The 15,574-nt window shown below is 37.9% G+C and carries 17 protein-coding genes; 5 read left to right on the plus strand and 12 right to left on the minus strand.

Going from position 1 to position 15,574, the window contains the following annotated elements:
- The first annotated feature begins 27 nt into the window (after nucleotides 1-27).
- Both ACZZZK_RS13560 and ACZZZK_RS13565 read left to right on the plus strand, forming a co-directional pair.
- Nucleotides 28-273: a NifU family protein gene (locus ACZZZK_RS13560; protein WP_056850550.1), complete on the plus strand. Its 246-nt coding sequence runs from the start codon at nucleotides 28-30 to the stop codon at nucleotides 271-273.
- Between the two features lie 52 nt (nucleotides 274-325).
- Complete coding sequence (locus ACZZZK_RS13565) at nucleotides 326-964, plus strand: peptidase associated/transthyretin-like domain-containing protein (RefSeq protein WP_056850549.1); 639 nt, start codon at nucleotides 326-328, stop codon at nucleotides 962-964.
- Nucleotides 965-1,073: 109 nt separating this feature from the next.
- Here ACZZZK_RS13565 and def read toward each other — a convergent pair whose 3' ends face one another.
- The 4 genes from def to ACZZZK_RS13585 form a co-directional block, all read right to left on the minus strand.
- Entirely contained in the window at nucleotides 1,074-1,634 is a 561-nt protein-coding gene (def, locus tag ACZZZK_RS13570) for a peptide deformylase (protein WP_463484587.1), read from the minus strand.
- A gap of 135 nt (nucleotides 1,635-1,769) precedes the next feature.
- Nucleotides 1,770-3,002 (minus strand): M16 family metallopeptidase, encoded by a 1,233-nt coding sequence (locus ACZZZK_RS13575; protein WP_463484588.1) that lies wholly within the window; start codon nucleotides 3,000-3,002, stop codon nucleotides 1,770-1,772.
- 26 nt (nucleotides 3,003-3,028) lie between these two features.
- The gene (locus ACZZZK_RS13580) at nucleotides 3,029-3,481 is read right to left on the minus strand and encodes a hypothetical protein (RefSeq protein ID WP_463484589.1); all 453 of its coding nucleotides are present in this window, start codon (nucleotides 3,479-3,481) and stop codon (nucleotides 3,029-3,031) included.
- 103 nt (nucleotides 3,482-3,584) lie between these two features.
- A complete protein-coding gene (locus ACZZZK_RS13585; RefSeq protein WP_463486293.1) occupies nucleotides 3,585-5,735 on the minus strand; it encodes a S9 family peptidase in 2,151 nt (716 codons plus the stop codon).
- A gap of 368 nt (nucleotides 5,736-6,103) precedes the next feature.
- Here ACZZZK_RS13585 and proB point away from each other — a divergent pair, with 368 nt between their 5' ends.
- Nucleotides 6,104-7,183 carry a glutamate 5-kinase gene (gene proB, locus ACZZZK_RS13590; RefSeq protein ID WP_463484590.1) on the plus strand — a complete coding sequence of 360 codons (1,080 nt, stop codon included), beginning with the start codon at nucleotides 6,104-6,106 and terminating at the stop codon, nucleotides 7,181-7,183.
- A gap of 117 nt (nucleotides 7,184-7,300) precedes the next feature.
- Nucleotides 7,301-8,548 carry a glutamate-5-semialdehyde dehydrogenase gene (locus tag ACZZZK_RS13595; RefSeq protein ID WP_463484591.1) on the plus strand — a complete coding sequence of 416 codons (1,248 nt, stop codon included), beginning with the start codon at nucleotides 7,301-7,303 and terminating at the stop codon, nucleotides 8,546-8,548.
- A gap of 194 nt (nucleotides 8,549-8,742) precedes the next feature.
- On the opposite strand, the gene ACZZZK_RS13600 is transcribed toward ACZZZK_RS13595, so the two are convergent.
- Complete coding sequence (locus ACZZZK_RS13600) at nucleotides 8,743-10,125, minus strand: MBL fold metallo-hydrolase (RefSeq protein WP_463484592.1); 1,383 nt, start codon at nucleotides 10,123-10,125, stop codon at nucleotides 8,743-8,745.
- Nucleotides 10,126-10,178: 53 nt separating this feature from the next.
- Nucleotides 10,179-10,409 (minus strand): hypothetical protein, encoded by a 231-nt coding sequence (locus ACZZZK_RS13605; protein WP_463484593.1) that lies wholly within the window; start codon nucleotides 10,407-10,409, stop codon nucleotides 10,179-10,181.
- A 198-nt stretch (nucleotides 10,410-10,607) separates the two neighbouring features.
- On the opposite strand from ACZZZK_RS13605, the gene ACZZZK_RS13610 reads away from it, so the two are divergent.
- A complete protein-coding gene (locus ACZZZK_RS13610) occupies nucleotides 10,608-10,865 on the plus strand; it encodes a hypothetical protein (RefSeq protein WP_463484594.1) in 258 nt (85 codons plus the stop codon).
- 60 nt (nucleotides 10,866-10,925) lie between these two features.
- Here ACZZZK_RS13610 and ACZZZK_RS13615 read toward each other — a convergent pair whose 3' ends face one another.
- The 6 genes from ACZZZK_RS13615 to ACZZZK_RS13640 all read right to left on the minus strand — a co-directional run bounded on the left by ACZZZK_RS13615 (nucleotide 10,926) and on the right by ACZZZK_RS13640 (nucleotide 15,570).
- Entirely contained in the window at nucleotides 10,926-11,606 is a 681-nt protein-coding gene (locus ACZZZK_RS13615) for a type 1 glutamine amidotransferase domain-containing protein (protein ID WP_463484595.1), read from the minus strand.
- Between the two features lie 82 nt (nucleotides 11,607-11,688).
- Nucleotides 11,689-12,258, minus strand: coding sequence for a Crp/Fnr family transcriptional regulator (locus tag ACZZZK_RS13620; RefSeq protein ID WP_463484596.1), 570 nt, complete (start codon nucleotides 12,256-12,258; stop codon nucleotides 11,689-11,691).
- Nucleotides 12,259-12,329: 71 nt separating this feature from the next.
- Nucleotides 12,330-12,701, minus strand: coding sequence for a hypothetical protein (locus tag ACZZZK_RS13625; protein WP_463484597.1), 372 nt, complete (start codon nucleotides 12,699-12,701; stop codon nucleotides 12,330-12,332).
- A 289-nt stretch (nucleotides 12,702-12,990) separates the two neighbouring features.
- The gene (locus ACZZZK_RS13630; RefSeq protein WP_463484598.1) at nucleotides 12,991-13,785 is read right to left on the minus strand and encodes a hypothetical protein; all 795 of its coding nucleotides are present in this window, start codon (nucleotides 13,783-13,785) and stop codon (nucleotides 12,991-12,993) included.
- Nucleotides 13,782-14,453 carry a SanA/YdcF family protein gene (locus tag ACZZZK_RS13635; RefSeq protein WP_463484599.1) on the minus strand — a complete coding sequence of 224 codons (672 nt, stop codon included), beginning with the start codon at nucleotides 14,451-14,453 and terminating at the stop codon, nucleotides 13,782-13,784. Before ACZZZK_RS13635 ends, ACZZZK_RS13630 begins: the two co-directional genes overlap by 4 nt.
- A gap of 307 nt (nucleotides 14,454-14,760) precedes the next feature.
- Complete coding sequence (locus ACZZZK_RS13640) at nucleotides 14,761-15,570, minus strand: hypothetical protein (protein WP_463484600.1); 810 nt, start codon at nucleotides 15,568-15,570, stop codon at nucleotides 14,761-14,763.
- Nucleotides 15,571-15,574: the final 4 nt, after the last annotated feature.

Genomic DNA, 15,574 nt, shown 5'->3' on the forward strand with positions numbered 1-15,574 from the left:
CTATTTTTATATTTTAAAATACACATAATGAATTTAACAGAGCAAGTAGAACAGGCATTAGAAACTATCAGACCCTATTTGAAGGCTGATGGAGGGGATGTTTCTGTTGAAGAAATTACATCAGAAGGAATGGTAAAGCTTAAACTTTTAGGCAGCTGTGGTTCTTGTCCGATGAGTTTCATGACTATGAAATCGGGCATAGAACAGGCAATCATGAAAGCCGTACCTCAAATTACTTCAGTTGTGGCCGTCAACATGGCAGAGCAAGTTTAGCTTTAACAATATTTAACAAGGAAGTTTTATTTTTAAAATTACTTTTGTCTTAATGAGATATTGTATTGCCCTAATTTGCCTTCTTTTTTCTACCGCTGCTTTTTCACAACAAAGATCAGCAGAAGAAAAACTTATACAATTTTCTGGGATCATTACTGATATCGATAGTACAAACGTAATTCCTTACGTTACCATCACCAATCTTTCTGCAAATGGTAAACGTGTAGCAGCCGATTACAGGGGTTATTTTACCTTTATTGTAAATCCGGGTGATACCATTCTTTTTACGGCCATAGGTTATAAAAAATTCTCCACTGTTATACCAACCGGAACACCTGATAGTAAATACACGATTATGGTTAAGCTGAAAGCCAATGTAATCGATTTGCCTTCGGTAAGGGTTTTCCCATGGGCTACTACGGAAGAGTTTACCCGGGAGTTTCTATCCATGAAATTAGCGGATGATGATATGGCCATAGCAAAGAAAAACCTCTCCAGATCATCTATCAATGGCTTAATTCAAACGCTACCGCGTGATGGACAGGAAATCGGAAGTCAGAATTATCGTTATAATTTCGATAGGATGATTAACAAGAACATGGTGCAAACCAACCCTCTTTTAAATCCTTTCGCATGGGGTAAGCTGATGCAACAGATCTTCGATGGGGATAAGAAAAGAAATGAAAATTAAGTCGGGAGTCTTTAGTCTCTGAGTCAAAAGTCTTGGATGCCTGACTTAGCCATGGGCACAAAAAAAGGGATAACGTTTCCGTTTTCCCTCCAAAATCTTAAATAAAAACCTATCGTTTTTTACTTTTATTCGGAAACTTCATTTTATAGTCTGTTTTGATGTTTCCTTTTGAAATGGCATCTAACTTACTCTTTAGCATTGTTTTACGCAAAATGCTAACCTTATCGGTAAAGAGTTTACCTTCGATATGATCGTACTCATGTTGAATTACCCGAGCAGGTAAGCCATCAACATCTTCAGTATGTTCTACCCAGTTTTCATCAAAATAATTCACTTTGATGTTGGGTTTGCGCATAATGTTTTCCCGAATATCCGGAATGCTTAAACAACCTTCATTAAAGCTCCAGGGTTCTCCGGTTTCTTCTACAATCCGGGCATTGATAAATACTCTTTTATAGCCTGGCGTTCCATCTTCCTCTTCCCCGGTATCCACTATAAATAAACGAATGGGTAAGCCAATTTGCGGTGCCGCCAAACCAACGCCATTTGCATAGTACATGGTATCAAACATGTTTGCAATCAACTCTTTTAATTCAGGGTAATTTTCATCAATATCCGTTCCTACCTTTTTTAAAACAGGATCTCCGTAAGCTACTATTGGTAATTTCATTGTGTAATATATTTTTTCAGACAATAAGCCTGAGACTAAATTCCAAAGGTTTGTCAGTCTGAGCCTGTCGAAGACTCTCCGATTGCTCCTTCGACAAGCTCAGGATTACAATCTACCACTTTACAAAAATAGCAATTATTCCAGTATCGGACTGAATGTAAAAATATTCAATTGCTCTGGTGCTAAAACCTCATCTACAATTTGGGCCATTTCTGTCGTGCTCACTCTATTAATTCTTTCAAAAACTTGCGTCAACGAATCAATTCTATCGTGATCAATCAGGCTTTTTGCCATTGAAATAATTAGGCCGATCCTGTTCTCTTCACTTAAGGCAATTTGGCCGATAAATTTATTTTTTGCTTTTTGTAACTGCAACTCATTCAAAGGGTGATCCTTTAACTTTTTCATCTCTTTAAAAATTAAAGTTAATGCCTTTGTGTGTTTTTCTTTATCCGTACCGAAATAGATCGAAAAAATGCCGGTATCACTTAGCGGAGAAAAATTAGATTCGATGGTATAGGCAATGCCGTATTTTTCTCTGATTTGAAGATTCAACACCGAACTCATTCCGTTGCCCCCGAAATAACTATTCAGTAACATTAAACCTGCCTTATTTTTGTGGTGAGTGGAATACGTTTGCCCGCCAACAATACAATGTGATTGCATAATAGGCTTATAAATGTCGGTCGAAGTTGTATTTAAAATAGCAGGTTTTTTTCGGTTTAGCGAAGGGGAGTTTTCTTCTACATCACTAAAATGTTTTGTGCCCTTTTTTACCACGCTATTAAAACTGTAATCGCCCAAAACAGCTATTACAATTTCATTGGTTCGATAATTCGCTTTGCGGAAATTGATCACATCCTCACGGGTGAAATTGTTGACGCTTTCTACAGTGCCGAGGATGTTATTACCCAAAGCATTTCCTGCAAAAAGCATGTCTTCAAAATCATCATTAATAGCCTCTTCGGGTTGGTCGAGATAAGAAGCAATTTCATCAAGGATTACGCTTTTTTCTTTATCCATTTCTTCCTCGGGGAAAGTAGAATGGAAAATGATATCGTTAAAAAGATCAAGGGTTCTATCTAAATAAGGATTTAAAAACGAAGCATGGATGCAGGTATATTCTTTGGTTGTATAGGCATTTAAATCTGCGCCCACACTTTCCAAACGGTTTAAAATCTGATTCGTACTGCGTTTCTCGGTTCGCTTAAAAATTAAATGTTCGATAAAATGGGCCAAACCTGCTTTGCCTTCGGGCTCATCACGAGAACCGGTATTGATAATGATGCAGGCATGAGATATAGTAGAAGCCGAGGGCACATGCAACAAGCGGATGCCGTTCGGTAAAGTATGAACATTGTATTCCATTGGAAGGCAAAGATACGGCTATTTGACTACAAAGCCTCGGTATCTGGGTATTGCAATTGTAAAGCAGAAATCAATTTATCTTTAGTAGGATGCTTTAACGCTAGAAAAATAAAATTTGCAGCGGCGAAAAGCAGGAAAAATGAATTGTGTGTAATGAAGAAGCCGACAACATTAAAAAGTGCCCCTCCTTCTAAAAGTGCAGCGCTAATGATAAAGGCACTTTGATACAAATTGATTTTTGTTTCTGCTGTTTCCATTTTATCAATTTTAGCGATTAGATTTTTAAAGAAAAAAATGCTTGCCGAAATGGTGATCAAGCCCATAATTGGGAAAATCGGGTTGAATGGTGCGGTAGTTGCCGGGTTAGCATCAAAAAACATGATTTCGCGGTTTAAAAAAATAGTTACTAAAGCGAAAAGTAAAACGCCGCTGCATAAAGCAAGGTGAATAATTTGGAGTGTTTTTAATTTGGTGTTCATTATGGATTGATAATATGTAGGATTTAATAGACTGTCATATTGAGCCTGTCGAAACACGATCAGAATGTGCCTCGACAGGCTCAGGATGACAACGAAACTGAAATTATTTAGTGATACCCTCTAACGAAAATAAAAATGCCCATCTCAAAGCTACATCTTTCAAATAATCGAAACGACCTGATGCGCCTCCATGGCCAAATTCCATGTTGGTTTTTAGTAACAGAACGTTTTTATCAGTTTTATTTGCCCTAAGCTTGGCTACCCATTTAGCAGGCTCAAAATATTGTACCTGGCTATCGTGTAAACCCGTGGTAACAAGCATATTCGGGTAAGCTTTTTTCTCTACGTTTTCATACGGCGAGTAGCTTTTCATGTAATCGTAAGCGTCTTTTTTCTTTGGATTTCCCCATTCTTCGAATTCGTTCGTAGTTAATGGAATGCTTTCATCAAGCATGGTATTTACCACGTCAACAAAAGGAACATCTGCAATAACACCGTTCCATAAATCTGGAGCCAAATTTACAACTGCACCCATTAACAACCCACCAGCACTGCCACCATTGGCATACAAATGCGCTTTCGAAGTGTAATTTTGTTCCACCAGGTATTCTCCGGCAGCAATAAAATCAGTAAAAGTATTTTTCTTTTTCATCAATTTGCCATCCTCATACCACTGACGCCCCATTTCTTGTCCGCCACGGATATTTGCAATGGCAAATGCGAAACCACGATCAAGCAAACTTAAACGCTGCGAAGAAAACGATGCTTCGGTACTCGAACCGTAAGAGCCGTAAGAATAAAGCAGCAACGGTGCTTTCCCATTTTTATCAAAGCCTTTCTTGTAAACTATGGCAATAGGAATTTTGGTTCCGTCTTTAGCCTTGGCAAACAAACGTTCGGTAACGTAATTTTTCGGATCGTAGCCACCCACAACCTCCTGTTGCTTCATTAACTTTTTGTCTTTTTTCTGCAAATCGTAATCATAAACAGAATTCGGCGTAGTTAAAGAAGTGTAGTTGTATCGAAGCATTTTGCCAGTATATTCGGGGTTCGATCCAATGCCTGCTGCATAAACTGGCTCGTCAAATTTAATGTAATAATCTTTGCCGTCTGTCTTCAACACATGCATTTCGGTTAAACCGTTTTTGCGTTCAAATAATACTAGGAAATCCTTAAATTCATCACCATATTCCAACAAAACATCTTTCCGGTTTGGAATCACTTCTTTCCAGTTTTCTTTTTCCGTCTTATTCAAATCGCATTCCATCAAGCGAAAATTCTTTGCATTCCAATTGGTAATGATGTAAAACTTATCATCAACAGGCAAAACGTCATATAAAACGTCTTTAGATCGTGGCGAGAAAATTTTAAATGCGGCCTCTGGATGATCAGCATCAATCATTCTAAATTCATTCGTAAGTGTCCCTGCAGATGAAATCATAATGTACCGACCGTTTTTCGATTTTCCTACGCCGATATAATTGGTATTGTCTTTCTCATCATAAACCACCACATCAGCCTTTGCGTCCGTTCCAAGCACATGTTTTTTGATTTTTTCGCTCAGCAACGTAACCGCATTTTTGGAAGTATAAAACAATGTTTTATTATCATTAGCCCAGGCTACCACACCTTCGGTATTTGCAATTGCATCCTTATAAATTTCTCCGGTTTCGAGGTTTTTAACCTGAATGGTATATTGCCTACGCGAAACCTTATCTACGCCAAAAGCCAGTAATTTATTATCAGGACTAACACTAAAACTAGTTGCGCTATAATAAGAATGCCCTTTTGCCAATGCATCAACATCTAGTAAAACCTCTTCTGTTGCGCTTAAACTTCCCTTCTTCCTGCAATACTTATAATACTGCTGGCCATCTTCGGTCCGTGTATAGTAGAAATATCCATTCCTAAAAACCGGAACAGATTCGTCTTTTTCCTTAATCCTACCCTTCATTTCCTTAAACAAATCGGCCTGAAACTTTTCCGTACCCTTCATCATGGTGTCCAGGTAAGCATTCTCGGCCTTCAAATAATCGACAACCTTAGAACTGTCCGATCCTTTTTTAAAATAGTCAATCATCCAGTAGTAATTATCTACCACTGTATCGCCATGAATAACTCTTTTATGTGGAATAATCTCTGCAATAGGCGGTTTGGCATCAGGCCATTTTATAGGTTTCATTTCTTTTTGTTTGGGATTGTTGCATGCTACAACTGTACTCAGTAAAAGCATGCCGGGTAAAATACGTTTCATCATTTTAGTTTGGTTCAGGTTGATGCAATTTAACAATTTTTTAGGTTAGATTTTGATCTGGAAAACAACGGTCTGGTTTTTCATGGAGGAATGTAGTCCCGCCATCCGCTTTACTTCGTTGCACTTCGTGTTCGCTTCTGTCGGGTTTAAGAACAAAGGTCGGTGCCTTTGGGTAGATTAATTAACCACAGATAAATAAGGATACATACAGATAAAATAGTTTAGGAGCCAAAATCAGTGTTTATCTGCTTGCATCTCTGGTTAAAACTCCACTCAACTATTATCATTTTCGCAAAAATTTGTCCGGATATTAATATTCATTCCAATTGAAAAAAATAGATGTTAAATTGCCACATCAAATAGTAGTAATGAAATTAGGGTACAAAAAAATTATTGTTAAAGTAGGTTCCAATGTCATCACGCAGGCAAATGGCTTACCTGATGAATCTCGTATTCAGCATTTGGTAAACCAATTGGCCGAGATAAAACAACAGGGAATCGAAGTTATTCTGGTTTCATCGGGTGCAGTGGCTTCTGGCAGAAGTTTAATTAAGGTTTCAGAGAAACAAGACGCCGTTACTACCCGCCAACTTTTAGCGGCAATCGGCCAGGTAAAACTGATCAATACTTATGCTAATTTCTTCGATCCGCATAAAATAAAATGTGCACAGGTTTTAGTAACCAAAGAAGATTTTAGAGATAGGGCACATTACCTCAACATGAAAAACTGCCTGCAAATTTTGCTGCAAAATGATGTAATTCCTGTTGTAAATGAGAACGATGTGGTTTCGGTTACCGAACTTATGTTTACAGATAATGATGAATTGGCAGGTTTAATTGCTTCAATGCTAAATGCCGATGCCTTGATTATTCTTTCGAATGTAAATGGAATTTATAATGGCGACCCTAAACTCGCAGGATCAGAAGTGATAGAAGAAATTTCTGGTTCGGTTTCAAATTTGGCCTCTTTTATTCAAACAGGCAAGTCGCAGTTTGGCCGTGGCGGAATGGTTACCAAATCAACTATGGCACAAAAAGTGGCGAAACTCGGTATTGCGGTTCACATTGCAAACGGAACAACTGATCATATTTTGACAGGCCTACTTAACAATGAAATTGTACATACCCGATTCGTGCCGGAGAAGACAAAATCAGGGAAGAAGAAATGGATCGCACATTCGGAAACTTCAGCTAAAGGAGTGGTCAAATTAAATGACGGGGCTAAAAATGTGTTAACCTCGGGCAAGGCTACAAGTTTGTTGCCCATTGGGATCATGGAAATACAAACTGATTTTTTAAAGGGCGATATTATTAAAATTATCGATGAGCAAAATCAGCTCATCGGTTTAGGAATTGCAGAATACGGTTCGGATAAGGCCAAAGAAAGAATCGGACAGAAAAAACAAAAGCCACTGGTGCATTACGATTATTTTTATTCAGCGATTTAAGCTGAAAGGATAATTTGATATAATTACACAGTAAGTTCATTCTCTCCCATGAAAACGCTGTATGTGCTGTGGTAAACTAAAGCAAGCAATAATAGCTTGATACTTGATATTAAAAAAATGAATTACAAACATTACTTCGAAAAGGCAAAACACGCAACCCGTACAATGGTGGGATTGAGTAAAGAAATCATTAATGAAGTGTTGGCCGATTTAGCTGATGCATTGGTTTTAAATACGGTTGAAATAATTGCAGAAAACGCAAAAGATTTGGCCAGAATGCCTGCTGAAGATCCTAAATACGACAGACTAAAACTGACTGATCAGCGCATCGCAGATATCGCCAGTGATATTAAAAATGTTGTGGCATTGGCAAGTCCGTTGGGTGAAATTCTTTCAGATAAGACGTTAGAAAATAAACTTCAAATTCAAAAAGTTCGGGTGGCCCTTGGCGTGGTCGGTGTAATTTACGAGGCTCGGCCGAATGTTACCGCCGATGTATTTTCGCTTTGCTTTAAAACGGGCAACGTAGCCGTTTTAAAAGGAGGGAGTGATGCTGAGTTTTCCAATTTAGCCATTGCTAAAATAATTCATAGCGTTTTAGCCAAGCATGAAATAAACACCGATGTGTTGACTTTATTGCCTGCTGAACGAACTGCAACCGAAGCTTTGCTTAACGCCAGAGGTTTCGTTGACGTACTCATTCCACGTGGAAGTCAGTCGCTGATTAATTACGTTCGCGAAAACAGTAAAATTCCAGTTATAGAAACTGGCGCAGGAATTGTTCACACCTATTTTGATGAATCGGGCGATTTGGATAAAGGAAAAGCCATCATTTTCAATGCTAAAACAAGGCGGGTTAGCGTTTGCAATTCGTTAGATTGTGTGTTAATCAACCAAAATAGATTAGCAGATTTACCAGCACTTTTATCGCCTTTGGCCGATGGGCAAGTGGAAATTTTTGCTGATGAGCAAAGCTATGAAATCCTTAAATCTACTTATCCTGAAGCACTTTTAAACCAAGCCACCGAAGAACATTTCGGAACGGAGTTTCTGTCTTTAAAAATGGCAGTTAAAACGGTTGATGATTTCGATGCGGCATTAAATCACATTGCCGATTACAGTTCAAAACATAGCGAAGCGATTATCTCTGAAGATGCTAAAAACATCACTAGATTTTTAAACGAAGTAGACGCGGCTGCCGTTTATGCCAATGCTTCAACAGGGTTTACAGATGGTGGGCAATTTGGTTTAGGCGCCGAAATTGGCATCAGTACACAAAAACTTCATGCCCGTGGACCAATGGGATTGGAGGAATTGACGAGTTATAAATGGGTGGTTCGTGGTGATGGGCAAGTGAGGAAGTAAGCTCATTTGCTGTCATTCTGAGCGCAGCGAAGAATCTGCAAGCGATTGAAAACTGACACAGCATGTTTCCTCGGGCAAGAAGAAATCCTGCAACAACGGGTTTATGCAAGCGCATTAAGATTGCTTCGTGCTTCGCAACGACATGATGTTTAGAATTATTCGTCCGCTGAACCAATGACTATTGGACCAATGAGCTAAATCTCAAAAACTTCTCCTCTTTCTGGGGCAACCACATTAAAACCATCTTCCAGCAAAGTAGCAGCCAGTGTTTTTAAGCTTTTATCTTCGCCATGCACCAGAAAAACCTGTTTAGGATGGCCGGTTTGCTTTACTGTTCGTACTAAATCATCGTGATCTCCGTGGCCACTCAACAAATCGGTTTGGCGGATGGTAGCATAAACCATCATTTCGCGGTCTTTAATTCTAACGATCGGCGCACCACTTAAAAGTTTATAACCAAGCGTTCCTTTGGCGCAGTAGCCAATAAAAAGAATGGTACAATAATAGTTCTGAATATTGTAATAAAGGTGATCTTGAATACGTCCACCCTCCAACATCCCAGCCGACGAAATGATGATGCAGGGATCGAAATAATTGGAAACATCCTTACTTTCTTTCATGGTTTGAACATAAGCCAAATGCTCAAATTCAAATTCATCACCCATGGTTTTATAAAAATCTTTGGCCTCCTGGTTAACTAAATTATGGTGTTTTCGATAAACATCTGTCGCCTGGATTGCCATTGGGCTATCCACAAAAATTTGCACAGGTGGTAACAGTTTTTTTGTGAAAATTTGATTCAAGGCAAAAACCAGCGATTGCGTTCTGCCGATGCTAAAGGCAGGGATAATTAATCGCCCAGGGGTTTTAATACAGGCCTCTTCAATTTCCTTCACCAACCGCTCTTCCAATGTTTGGTCTTTCGTGTGGTAGCGGCCGCCATAAGTAGATTCGCAAACAAAATAATCAACTTCGGGGATGGGCTCGGGCTTTACCAGAACAGGATAGTTATCTCGACCAATGTCGCCAGAAAAGGCAATTTTTTTCTCTTCCCCGTTATCATTTATGGTTAAAACTGCTGCGGCGGCACCCAACAAATGGCCAACGGGAATAAAAGTTAAACTGATATCTCCATTTATTTTAAATGGTTTGTTAAATGCAATGGTTACAAAACGGTCAATTGTATCCATTACGTGTTTATGCAGGTACAAAGGTTTCGGTCCGCTAAAATTGCCCCTTTTGGTGCGGGGCTTCCTGCTTTGTTTTCTTAAAAAAAGCTCAACAGAATCAAACAATAAAATGGAAGCTAAATCTGCTGTTGGTGGTGTACAAAGCACCTGACCGTCAAAACCGAGGCGTACTAAAGTGGGCAAATTGCCCGAATGATCGATATGAGCATGGGTTAAAATAACCAGATTGATATCAGCGGGATCGAAGGGGAATTGTTGGTTGTCTTCCTGATAAGTTTCCTTTTCGTAATCTAAACCGCAATCTATCAGTATTTTATAATGCCCAACCTCGAGCAGGTGCATACTTCCTGTAACTTGTTGTGCAGCGCCCCAAAACGTTAACTTCATCTTCTATTCTCTCTGTAATTGTTTGGTGTAAAGTAGTACAATTGATGCAATTTTTAAACAATAGGAAGTAATTTTTTGGTTAGCGGATTTTTTTTGGAAAGCAATTGCAGTAGCTTTTTCGTTAAACCTCTCCCGCCTTTTGCTGTAGCCCCGATAGAAACCTGTGCAACAAGCAAGCATAGTGTAAAAAATGAAAGAAAGATGCTTAAATCGGGGGCTGCCGCTACAGTCGAGTTTAGGTGGCTTTGGTTGGCGGTACTATTTTTGGCTATGTGCTTAACCATAGTTTATAAACCCCAGCCTGCGGCGGGCAGGCGATTGCAGCGGAAACCAAAAGCTTTTTCTGCTTTTGTTGAAGCGCCTGCCAGCCGGTCAGGCAGGAAAAGAGGGGCTGCGAGCCGCCATCAAAACCGAAGCTTTCATTTCCAAATCTTAAATAAAAAATCCTTTAAACCGTTATCTTTGCAGAAAAAACATCAACCATGCAAGAACCGTTTGATATAGAAATAGGGAAGACAAATTATTCTGTTTTTCCTGAAGGAAATGATTCATATACCATTTTTAAAGATGGCAAAGAGTATATCCAGATACAGAAAGATACCTCATCGATTTGGTTAAAAATGGATTATAAAACTGAACTTCCAATTTTTGAGGAGGATGAAGAAGTTAACGCAATTGGACAGGCCATTGAGAAATATGTGCCTGAAGAAGAGGAAGACGATGATGCCTTTATCGTTTAAATAGCAAACTGCAAGACGCATGGAGCATTGAAACTTTTTGTATCTTGCAGTTTAACTTTATTAGATTAGTTTCAGTAGTTCTTCTGCAACTTTTTCTGATGAAGCTGGGTTTTGTCCTGTAATCAGCAATCCATCTAACACCGCATAAGGGTTCCAATCTTCGGTTTTTGTATAAAGCCCGCCATTTCTTTTAAGCACATCTTCTACTAAAAAAGGTACCACATTGGTAAGCTGAACGGCTTCTTCTTCGGTGTTGGTAAAACCGGTAACGTTTTTCCCTTTCACCAAATATTCTCCATTTATTTTTACGTCTTTTAAAACGCCTGGTGCATGGCATACAAATGCAACAGGTTTATTGGCTTCATAAAAGTCTACAATTAACTTTTGCGAGGCGCCACTTTCTGCTAAATCCCATAACGGACCGTGGCCGCCTGGATAAAATACAGCATCATAATCTTCCATTTTTACTTCCGCCAAGGGGCTTGTATTTTTCAATTTTTCTAAAAGAACAGTGTCTTTGTCCATCCTTCTGGTGGTATCAGTTTGAAAAGATGGATCTTCGCTTTTCGGATCAATTGGCGGTTGGCCTCCTTTTACCGATGCTAATACTACCTCAACATTTTTATCTGTTAAAGCGTAATATGGAGCAGCCAATTCTTCTGACCAAAAACCTGTTTTTAAACCTGTGTTTCCTAATTCGTCGTGGCTCGTAAGCACGAATAAAACTTTCTTGTTCATCATCGATTATTTAATTGTAGAACAAATTTAGCTGAATGCTTAAGCCCTTTAAAGGACCAGAATCACAAATTTTATGTGCGTTGAATCACAATTTGCCTGAAAGTCTGCTTAATGTTTCGCGGGAAATACCCAAATACGCGGCGATGATGGTTTTAGAAACTCTTTGTAAAAGCTGCGGATATTGCTTTGTAAATTGTTCGAATCTTTCTTTTGGACTGGTGGTGAGCAGTGATAAAATTCTTTGTTGTAAAGCGACATAGCCAGAGCTGTTTTTTACTCTGAAAAAATGCTCCATTTTATGACTTTCGCTACAAATATTATCCAGGTTTTCTTTGGTAATGGAGAGTAATTCTACGTTCTCTAAACAGCTGACGTTGGTGATTGACTGTGCGTTATTATAAAAGGCCTGGAAGTCGGAAATCCACCAGTTTTCCATTGCAAATTGAATGATATATTCTTTTCCATTAATATCGGTGTAGGTTGCTTTGAGCAATCCTTTTACAACAAAATAGATGTTTTTAACAGCCTCATCTTCCTGAATTAGATATTGGTGTTTTTTTAAGCTTTTGGATCTAAAATAGCTGTTGATGATTTCAAATTCCTGATCGTTAAGGGTTACGATCTCTTCAATATGTTTTCTTAACTCAACACTCATTTGGTAAAGCTAACTAAAAACAAAGGGCAAAAAAAATCCTGGCCGAAACCAGGATTTATGTCTTTCTGTAATTATCTGGTGGCGTTTGCCGTCCAGGTACCATTTGAATTGGCCACGCCGATCTTCAAAGTGCTGGCATCTATTGTAATCCCAATAACCCCTGTACCCACACTAATGTAGGTATTTCCGCTCTCCTGGAATTTAACTCCAGTGATATCTGGAATGTTGTTGCCAAAGAAGAAACTGTAGGTATCATCCACTTTTGTAACGGTTACTTTGCCATCTGTGCTGGTTATTTGTGTATCGCCTTTACTGTAGGTAACAGTTCCTCTATAGGTACCTACAAAAAAATCTCTATCTGCCGGATCGGTATCCTTTTTACACGAAACCATCACTGTTAATGCTATTAAAAGCATACTGAAAATTTGAACTGTCTTTTTCATAATTATGTTTTTCAAGTTTGAATTTGCCGCGGTAGACAACAAATTCGGTTAGTAAAATGTAACAGCAGGTTTACAAGGGTTGTGCCAAAATGCTAAAAGCTTAATCAAAAAACAGCGTGATGAGCAATTTTTTGTAAAAAACTTACCCTTGTAAAGTGTTGATTAATAGATTTTTAGTTGTTTTTCGGAAAGAAATTCAATGTGTTGGCAAATTGATGTTCACGAAAATGAAACAGATGGGGCTAAAATCTAAGATAGTATACATCTTTCAGGATATGCCTCCGAAAATTTACAGAATTTGATATAAGCCGTCGCTCGGTAAGTGTAGGTATTTTTTGCCCGCAATTTCTACTGTTTTGGGGTGAGTCATATCATCGCATTTGAATTTTAGATCGCCAAATTGGTAATAAGCCAAATAATCCGGGCTTGGCAGTTTCCCATTTTTCCAGCCGATTAAGACATCTTCATCAAATTTTGGCACGGATGTTTTAGTTTTTTCAAATTCATTTTTAAAAAGCGCTGTTTGTCTTACAACCAATGTATTATTGATGATCTTGAAAACATTGCATCCAGCTGTATTTGCAATCGAATTTTCACATTGGTGTAAGCCATACTGTTTCAATAAACTGATTTCGTATTTGTCAACGGCTTTCCATCTTAACGAATCTGTTAGGTTTTGCAAATCCTCCGATTTTTTATCCAAACTGTCTTGCACAACAACAGTTTTAAATGGCTCCGATTTATTATAGTCTGGGAAATAATATTTCGCTCTATCAAAATATAAATTTCCTGCTCTATCAACATAGAAAGGAAGTTTCCAATCAAACTTTTTCTCTATTACTAACTTATTGTTAACATCAATTATTTTAAAAGGAAGATTACTATTGTTAGGTGTGAGAAGCAAGCGATCACTTTTTAAAACGAGAATTTCACTTAATCCATCCATGCCCACAATTTTCTTAAACTTCGTTTTGTCTTTTAACAGATTACTAAGCAGCGGCACTTCAGGATGTGCATCTTTTTTTGGAAATGGATTACATCCAAGTAGGCAAATAAAGCAAACGAAAATTAAATATCTCATCATTTATCTTTTGTATAATTAGATTTCCCATTAATATCAACAATTTGTCCTAAATACTTGGGTTTTCGGTGGCGCAACACATCAAATGTGGCTTTGGCAATGGAAAAGTTTTCTCTAAAAGCATAATATTTATAGCCTTGATAGATTCCTGTGTTTGCACTAAAACCATAACATTGCACACCGAGTTTCTCCCCTAAGTAGATGCAACGATTTAAATGATATTGCTGTGTAACTAAAATTGCTGTATCCACCTTAAAAATATGCTTCGCTCGATACATAGTTGAGTAGCTATCAAAACCCGCATAATCGATGTAAATTTTATTGGTATCAACGCCATTTTCGTAGCAATATAATTTCATCACCGTTAGTTCATCATATTCATCTCTGCCATTATCGCCTGAGAGCAAAATTTTATCAACTTTATTATTTTTGTATAAGGAAATGCCGGCATCCAGCCTATCTTTTAAATACTTACTAGGTTTGTTATTGCGTACGCCGGCACCAAAAATAATGGCCACTTTCGTTTTGGGAATAGCATTTAAGTCCGAGTAAATTTTATCTTCGGTTTTATTCTTCACTAAATAACTAGAGGCAACGACAAACACAATCCCGATTAGAGTAGCAATTAATATCAACTTTAAAATGGTTTTAATTTTGAGTAGCCTCATCATAATTTAAAAGATAAAAAAAGTGATACCAAAACAAGCACGACTCCGATAAATAGCATCACCAAAGCAGATTTTTTTAGTTTTGCCTTTTGGCTTTTGTTAAATTTTAGGTATTCGAAAAAAATGAAAGCACTGAAAAACAAGGTAAATGCAAGGCTCAAACCAACGATTAAGTCTAATTCACCAACAAAAGAAAACTGATCTTCCTGAATATTTTTTGGCAGTAAGTAAAAAGCGAAATGATACACAAGCCAAAGCCCAACTGCTAAAAACAGCAACCTTATGAGAAGATATTTGGAGATTTGATTTTTCATTTATCGAACGGATAATTTGTATATCTCTTAATCTTGCCTGTTTCGGTGTTAATTTTAACAATATCAATGTGATCTCTTTTTGATTCCCTCTCTTCACCGAAAATATAATAGCTAGCTTCTGGTCCAACTTCAATTCCGTACGAAAGCATAGAGTAAAGATGTTCGTTTTTTCGATTGTTAATGAAGATCTGTTCAGCCTCTTTTAACTTAATTTTACACTTGGCAGCGAAGGCTTTATATTCTGCGGCAACAGGTTGAATTCTACGGATATGCTTTGATTTTTCGGGATCTAACCAACCATCAAATTTCTCTATTATTCCAGTTGATGCCACATTGTTTATTACACAATTTTCTGAAAAACGGCAATCGCTTGAACCTACATAGCCAAACATTCCATAGTGCAGATAGGCGTAGTGGCCATAACCAGATATGTAGTATTTGAGCTGGTTTTGTAGCGTTAAAATGATCGTGTCGGTTTTTAAAAATTTCTTATATGGAATGTTGACCTTTAAATTCTTGTTGTCTTTAAATGCTGTTTCAACCAAAGTATCATTACTTATTTTCCCATCTCTTAAAATTTGAAACTGTAGGGTTTGAAGCTCTTTTGGCGTAAATTTTAAGAATGTTAGTTGTGGATTTTCGGTGATGTATTTAGCCGTATCACAAGCTTTTGATAGCGCTTCGGCATCGCTTTCTGCATTTGCCTTACTACGCTGCATAGACCACCAAACTAAACCAACAAATATAGCTGCTAATAGTGCTATTACACCAACCGCTATGAGGCATCCTTTAAAAAATCGTTTCATTTCT

It is taken from the genome of Pedobacter sp. AC163, assembly GCF_979258665.1.

What these genes read in the sequence shown, in the direction of transcription:
- ACZZZK_RS13560 (WP_056850550.1), top strand. Translation starts at nt 28, where the DNA reads ATGAATTTAACAGAGCAAGTAGAACAGGCATTAGAAACTATCAGACCC.
- ACZZZK_RS13565 (WP_056850549.1), top strand. Translation starts at nt 326, where the DNA reads ATGAGATATTGTATTGCCCTAATTTGCCTTCTTTTTTCTACCGCTGCT.
- def (WP_463484587.1), bottom strand. Translation starts at nt 1,634, where the DNA reads ATGAAATTACCAATAGTAGCTTACGGAGATCCTGTTTTAAAAAAGGTA.
- ACZZZK_RS13575 (WP_463484588.1), bottom strand. Translation starts at nt 3,002, where the DNA reads ATGGAATACAATGTTCATACTTTACCGAACGGCATCCGCTTGTTGCAT.
- ACZZZK_RS13580 (WP_463484589.1), bottom strand. Translation starts at nt 3,481, where the DNA reads ATGAACACCAAATTAAAAACACTCCAAATTATTCACCTTGCTTTATGC.
- ACZZZK_RS13585 (WP_463486293.1), bottom strand. Translation starts at nt 5,735, where the DNA reads ATGAAACGTATTTTACCCGGCATGCTTTTACTGAGTACAGTTGTAGCA.
- proB (WP_463484590.1), top strand. Translation starts at nt 6,104, where the DNA reads ATGAAATTAGGGTACAAAAAAATTATTGTTAAAGTAGGTTCCAATGTC.
- ACZZZK_RS13595 (WP_463484591.1), top strand. Translation starts at nt 7,301, where the DNA reads ATGAATTACAAACATTACTTCGAAAAGGCAAAACACGCAACCCGTACA.
- ACZZZK_RS13600 (WP_463484592.1), bottom strand. Translation starts at nt 10,125, where the DNA reads ATGAAGTTAACGTTTTGGGGCGCTGCACAACAAGTTACAGGAAGTATG.
- ACZZZK_RS13605 (WP_463484593.1), bottom strand. Translation starts at nt 10,409, where the DNA reads ATGGTTAAGCACATAGCCAAAAATAGTACCGCCAACCAAAGCCACCTA.
- ACZZZK_RS13610 (WP_463484594.1), top strand. Translation starts at nt 10,608, where the DNA reads ATGCAAGAACCGTTTGATATAGAAATAGGGAAGACAAATTATTCTGTT.
- ACZZZK_RS13615 (WP_463484595.1), bottom strand. Translation starts at nt 11,606, where the DNA reads ATGATGAACAAGAAAGTTTTATTCGTGCTTACGAGCCACGACGAATTA.
- ACZZZK_RS13620 (WP_463484596.1), bottom strand. Translation starts at nt 12,258, where the DNA reads ATGAGTGTTGAGTTAAGAAAACATATTGAAGAGATCGTAACCCTTAAC.
- ACZZZK_RS13625 (WP_463484597.1), bottom strand. Translation starts at nt 12,701, where the DNA reads ATGAAAAAGACAGTTCAAATTTTCAGTATGCTTTTAATAGCATTAACA.
- ACZZZK_RS13630 (WP_463484598.1), bottom strand. Translation starts at nt 13,785, where the DNA reads ATGATGAGATATTTAATTTTCGTTTGCTTTATTTGCCTACTTGGATGT.
- ACZZZK_RS13635 (WP_463484599.1), bottom strand. Translation starts at nt 14,453, where the DNA reads ATGATGAGGCTACTCAAAATTAAAACCATTTTAAAGTTGATATTAATT.
- ACZZZK_RS13640 (WP_463484600.1), bottom strand. Translation starts at nt 15,570, where the DNA reads ATGAAACGATTTTTTAAAGGATGCCTCATAGCGGTTGGTGTAATAGCA.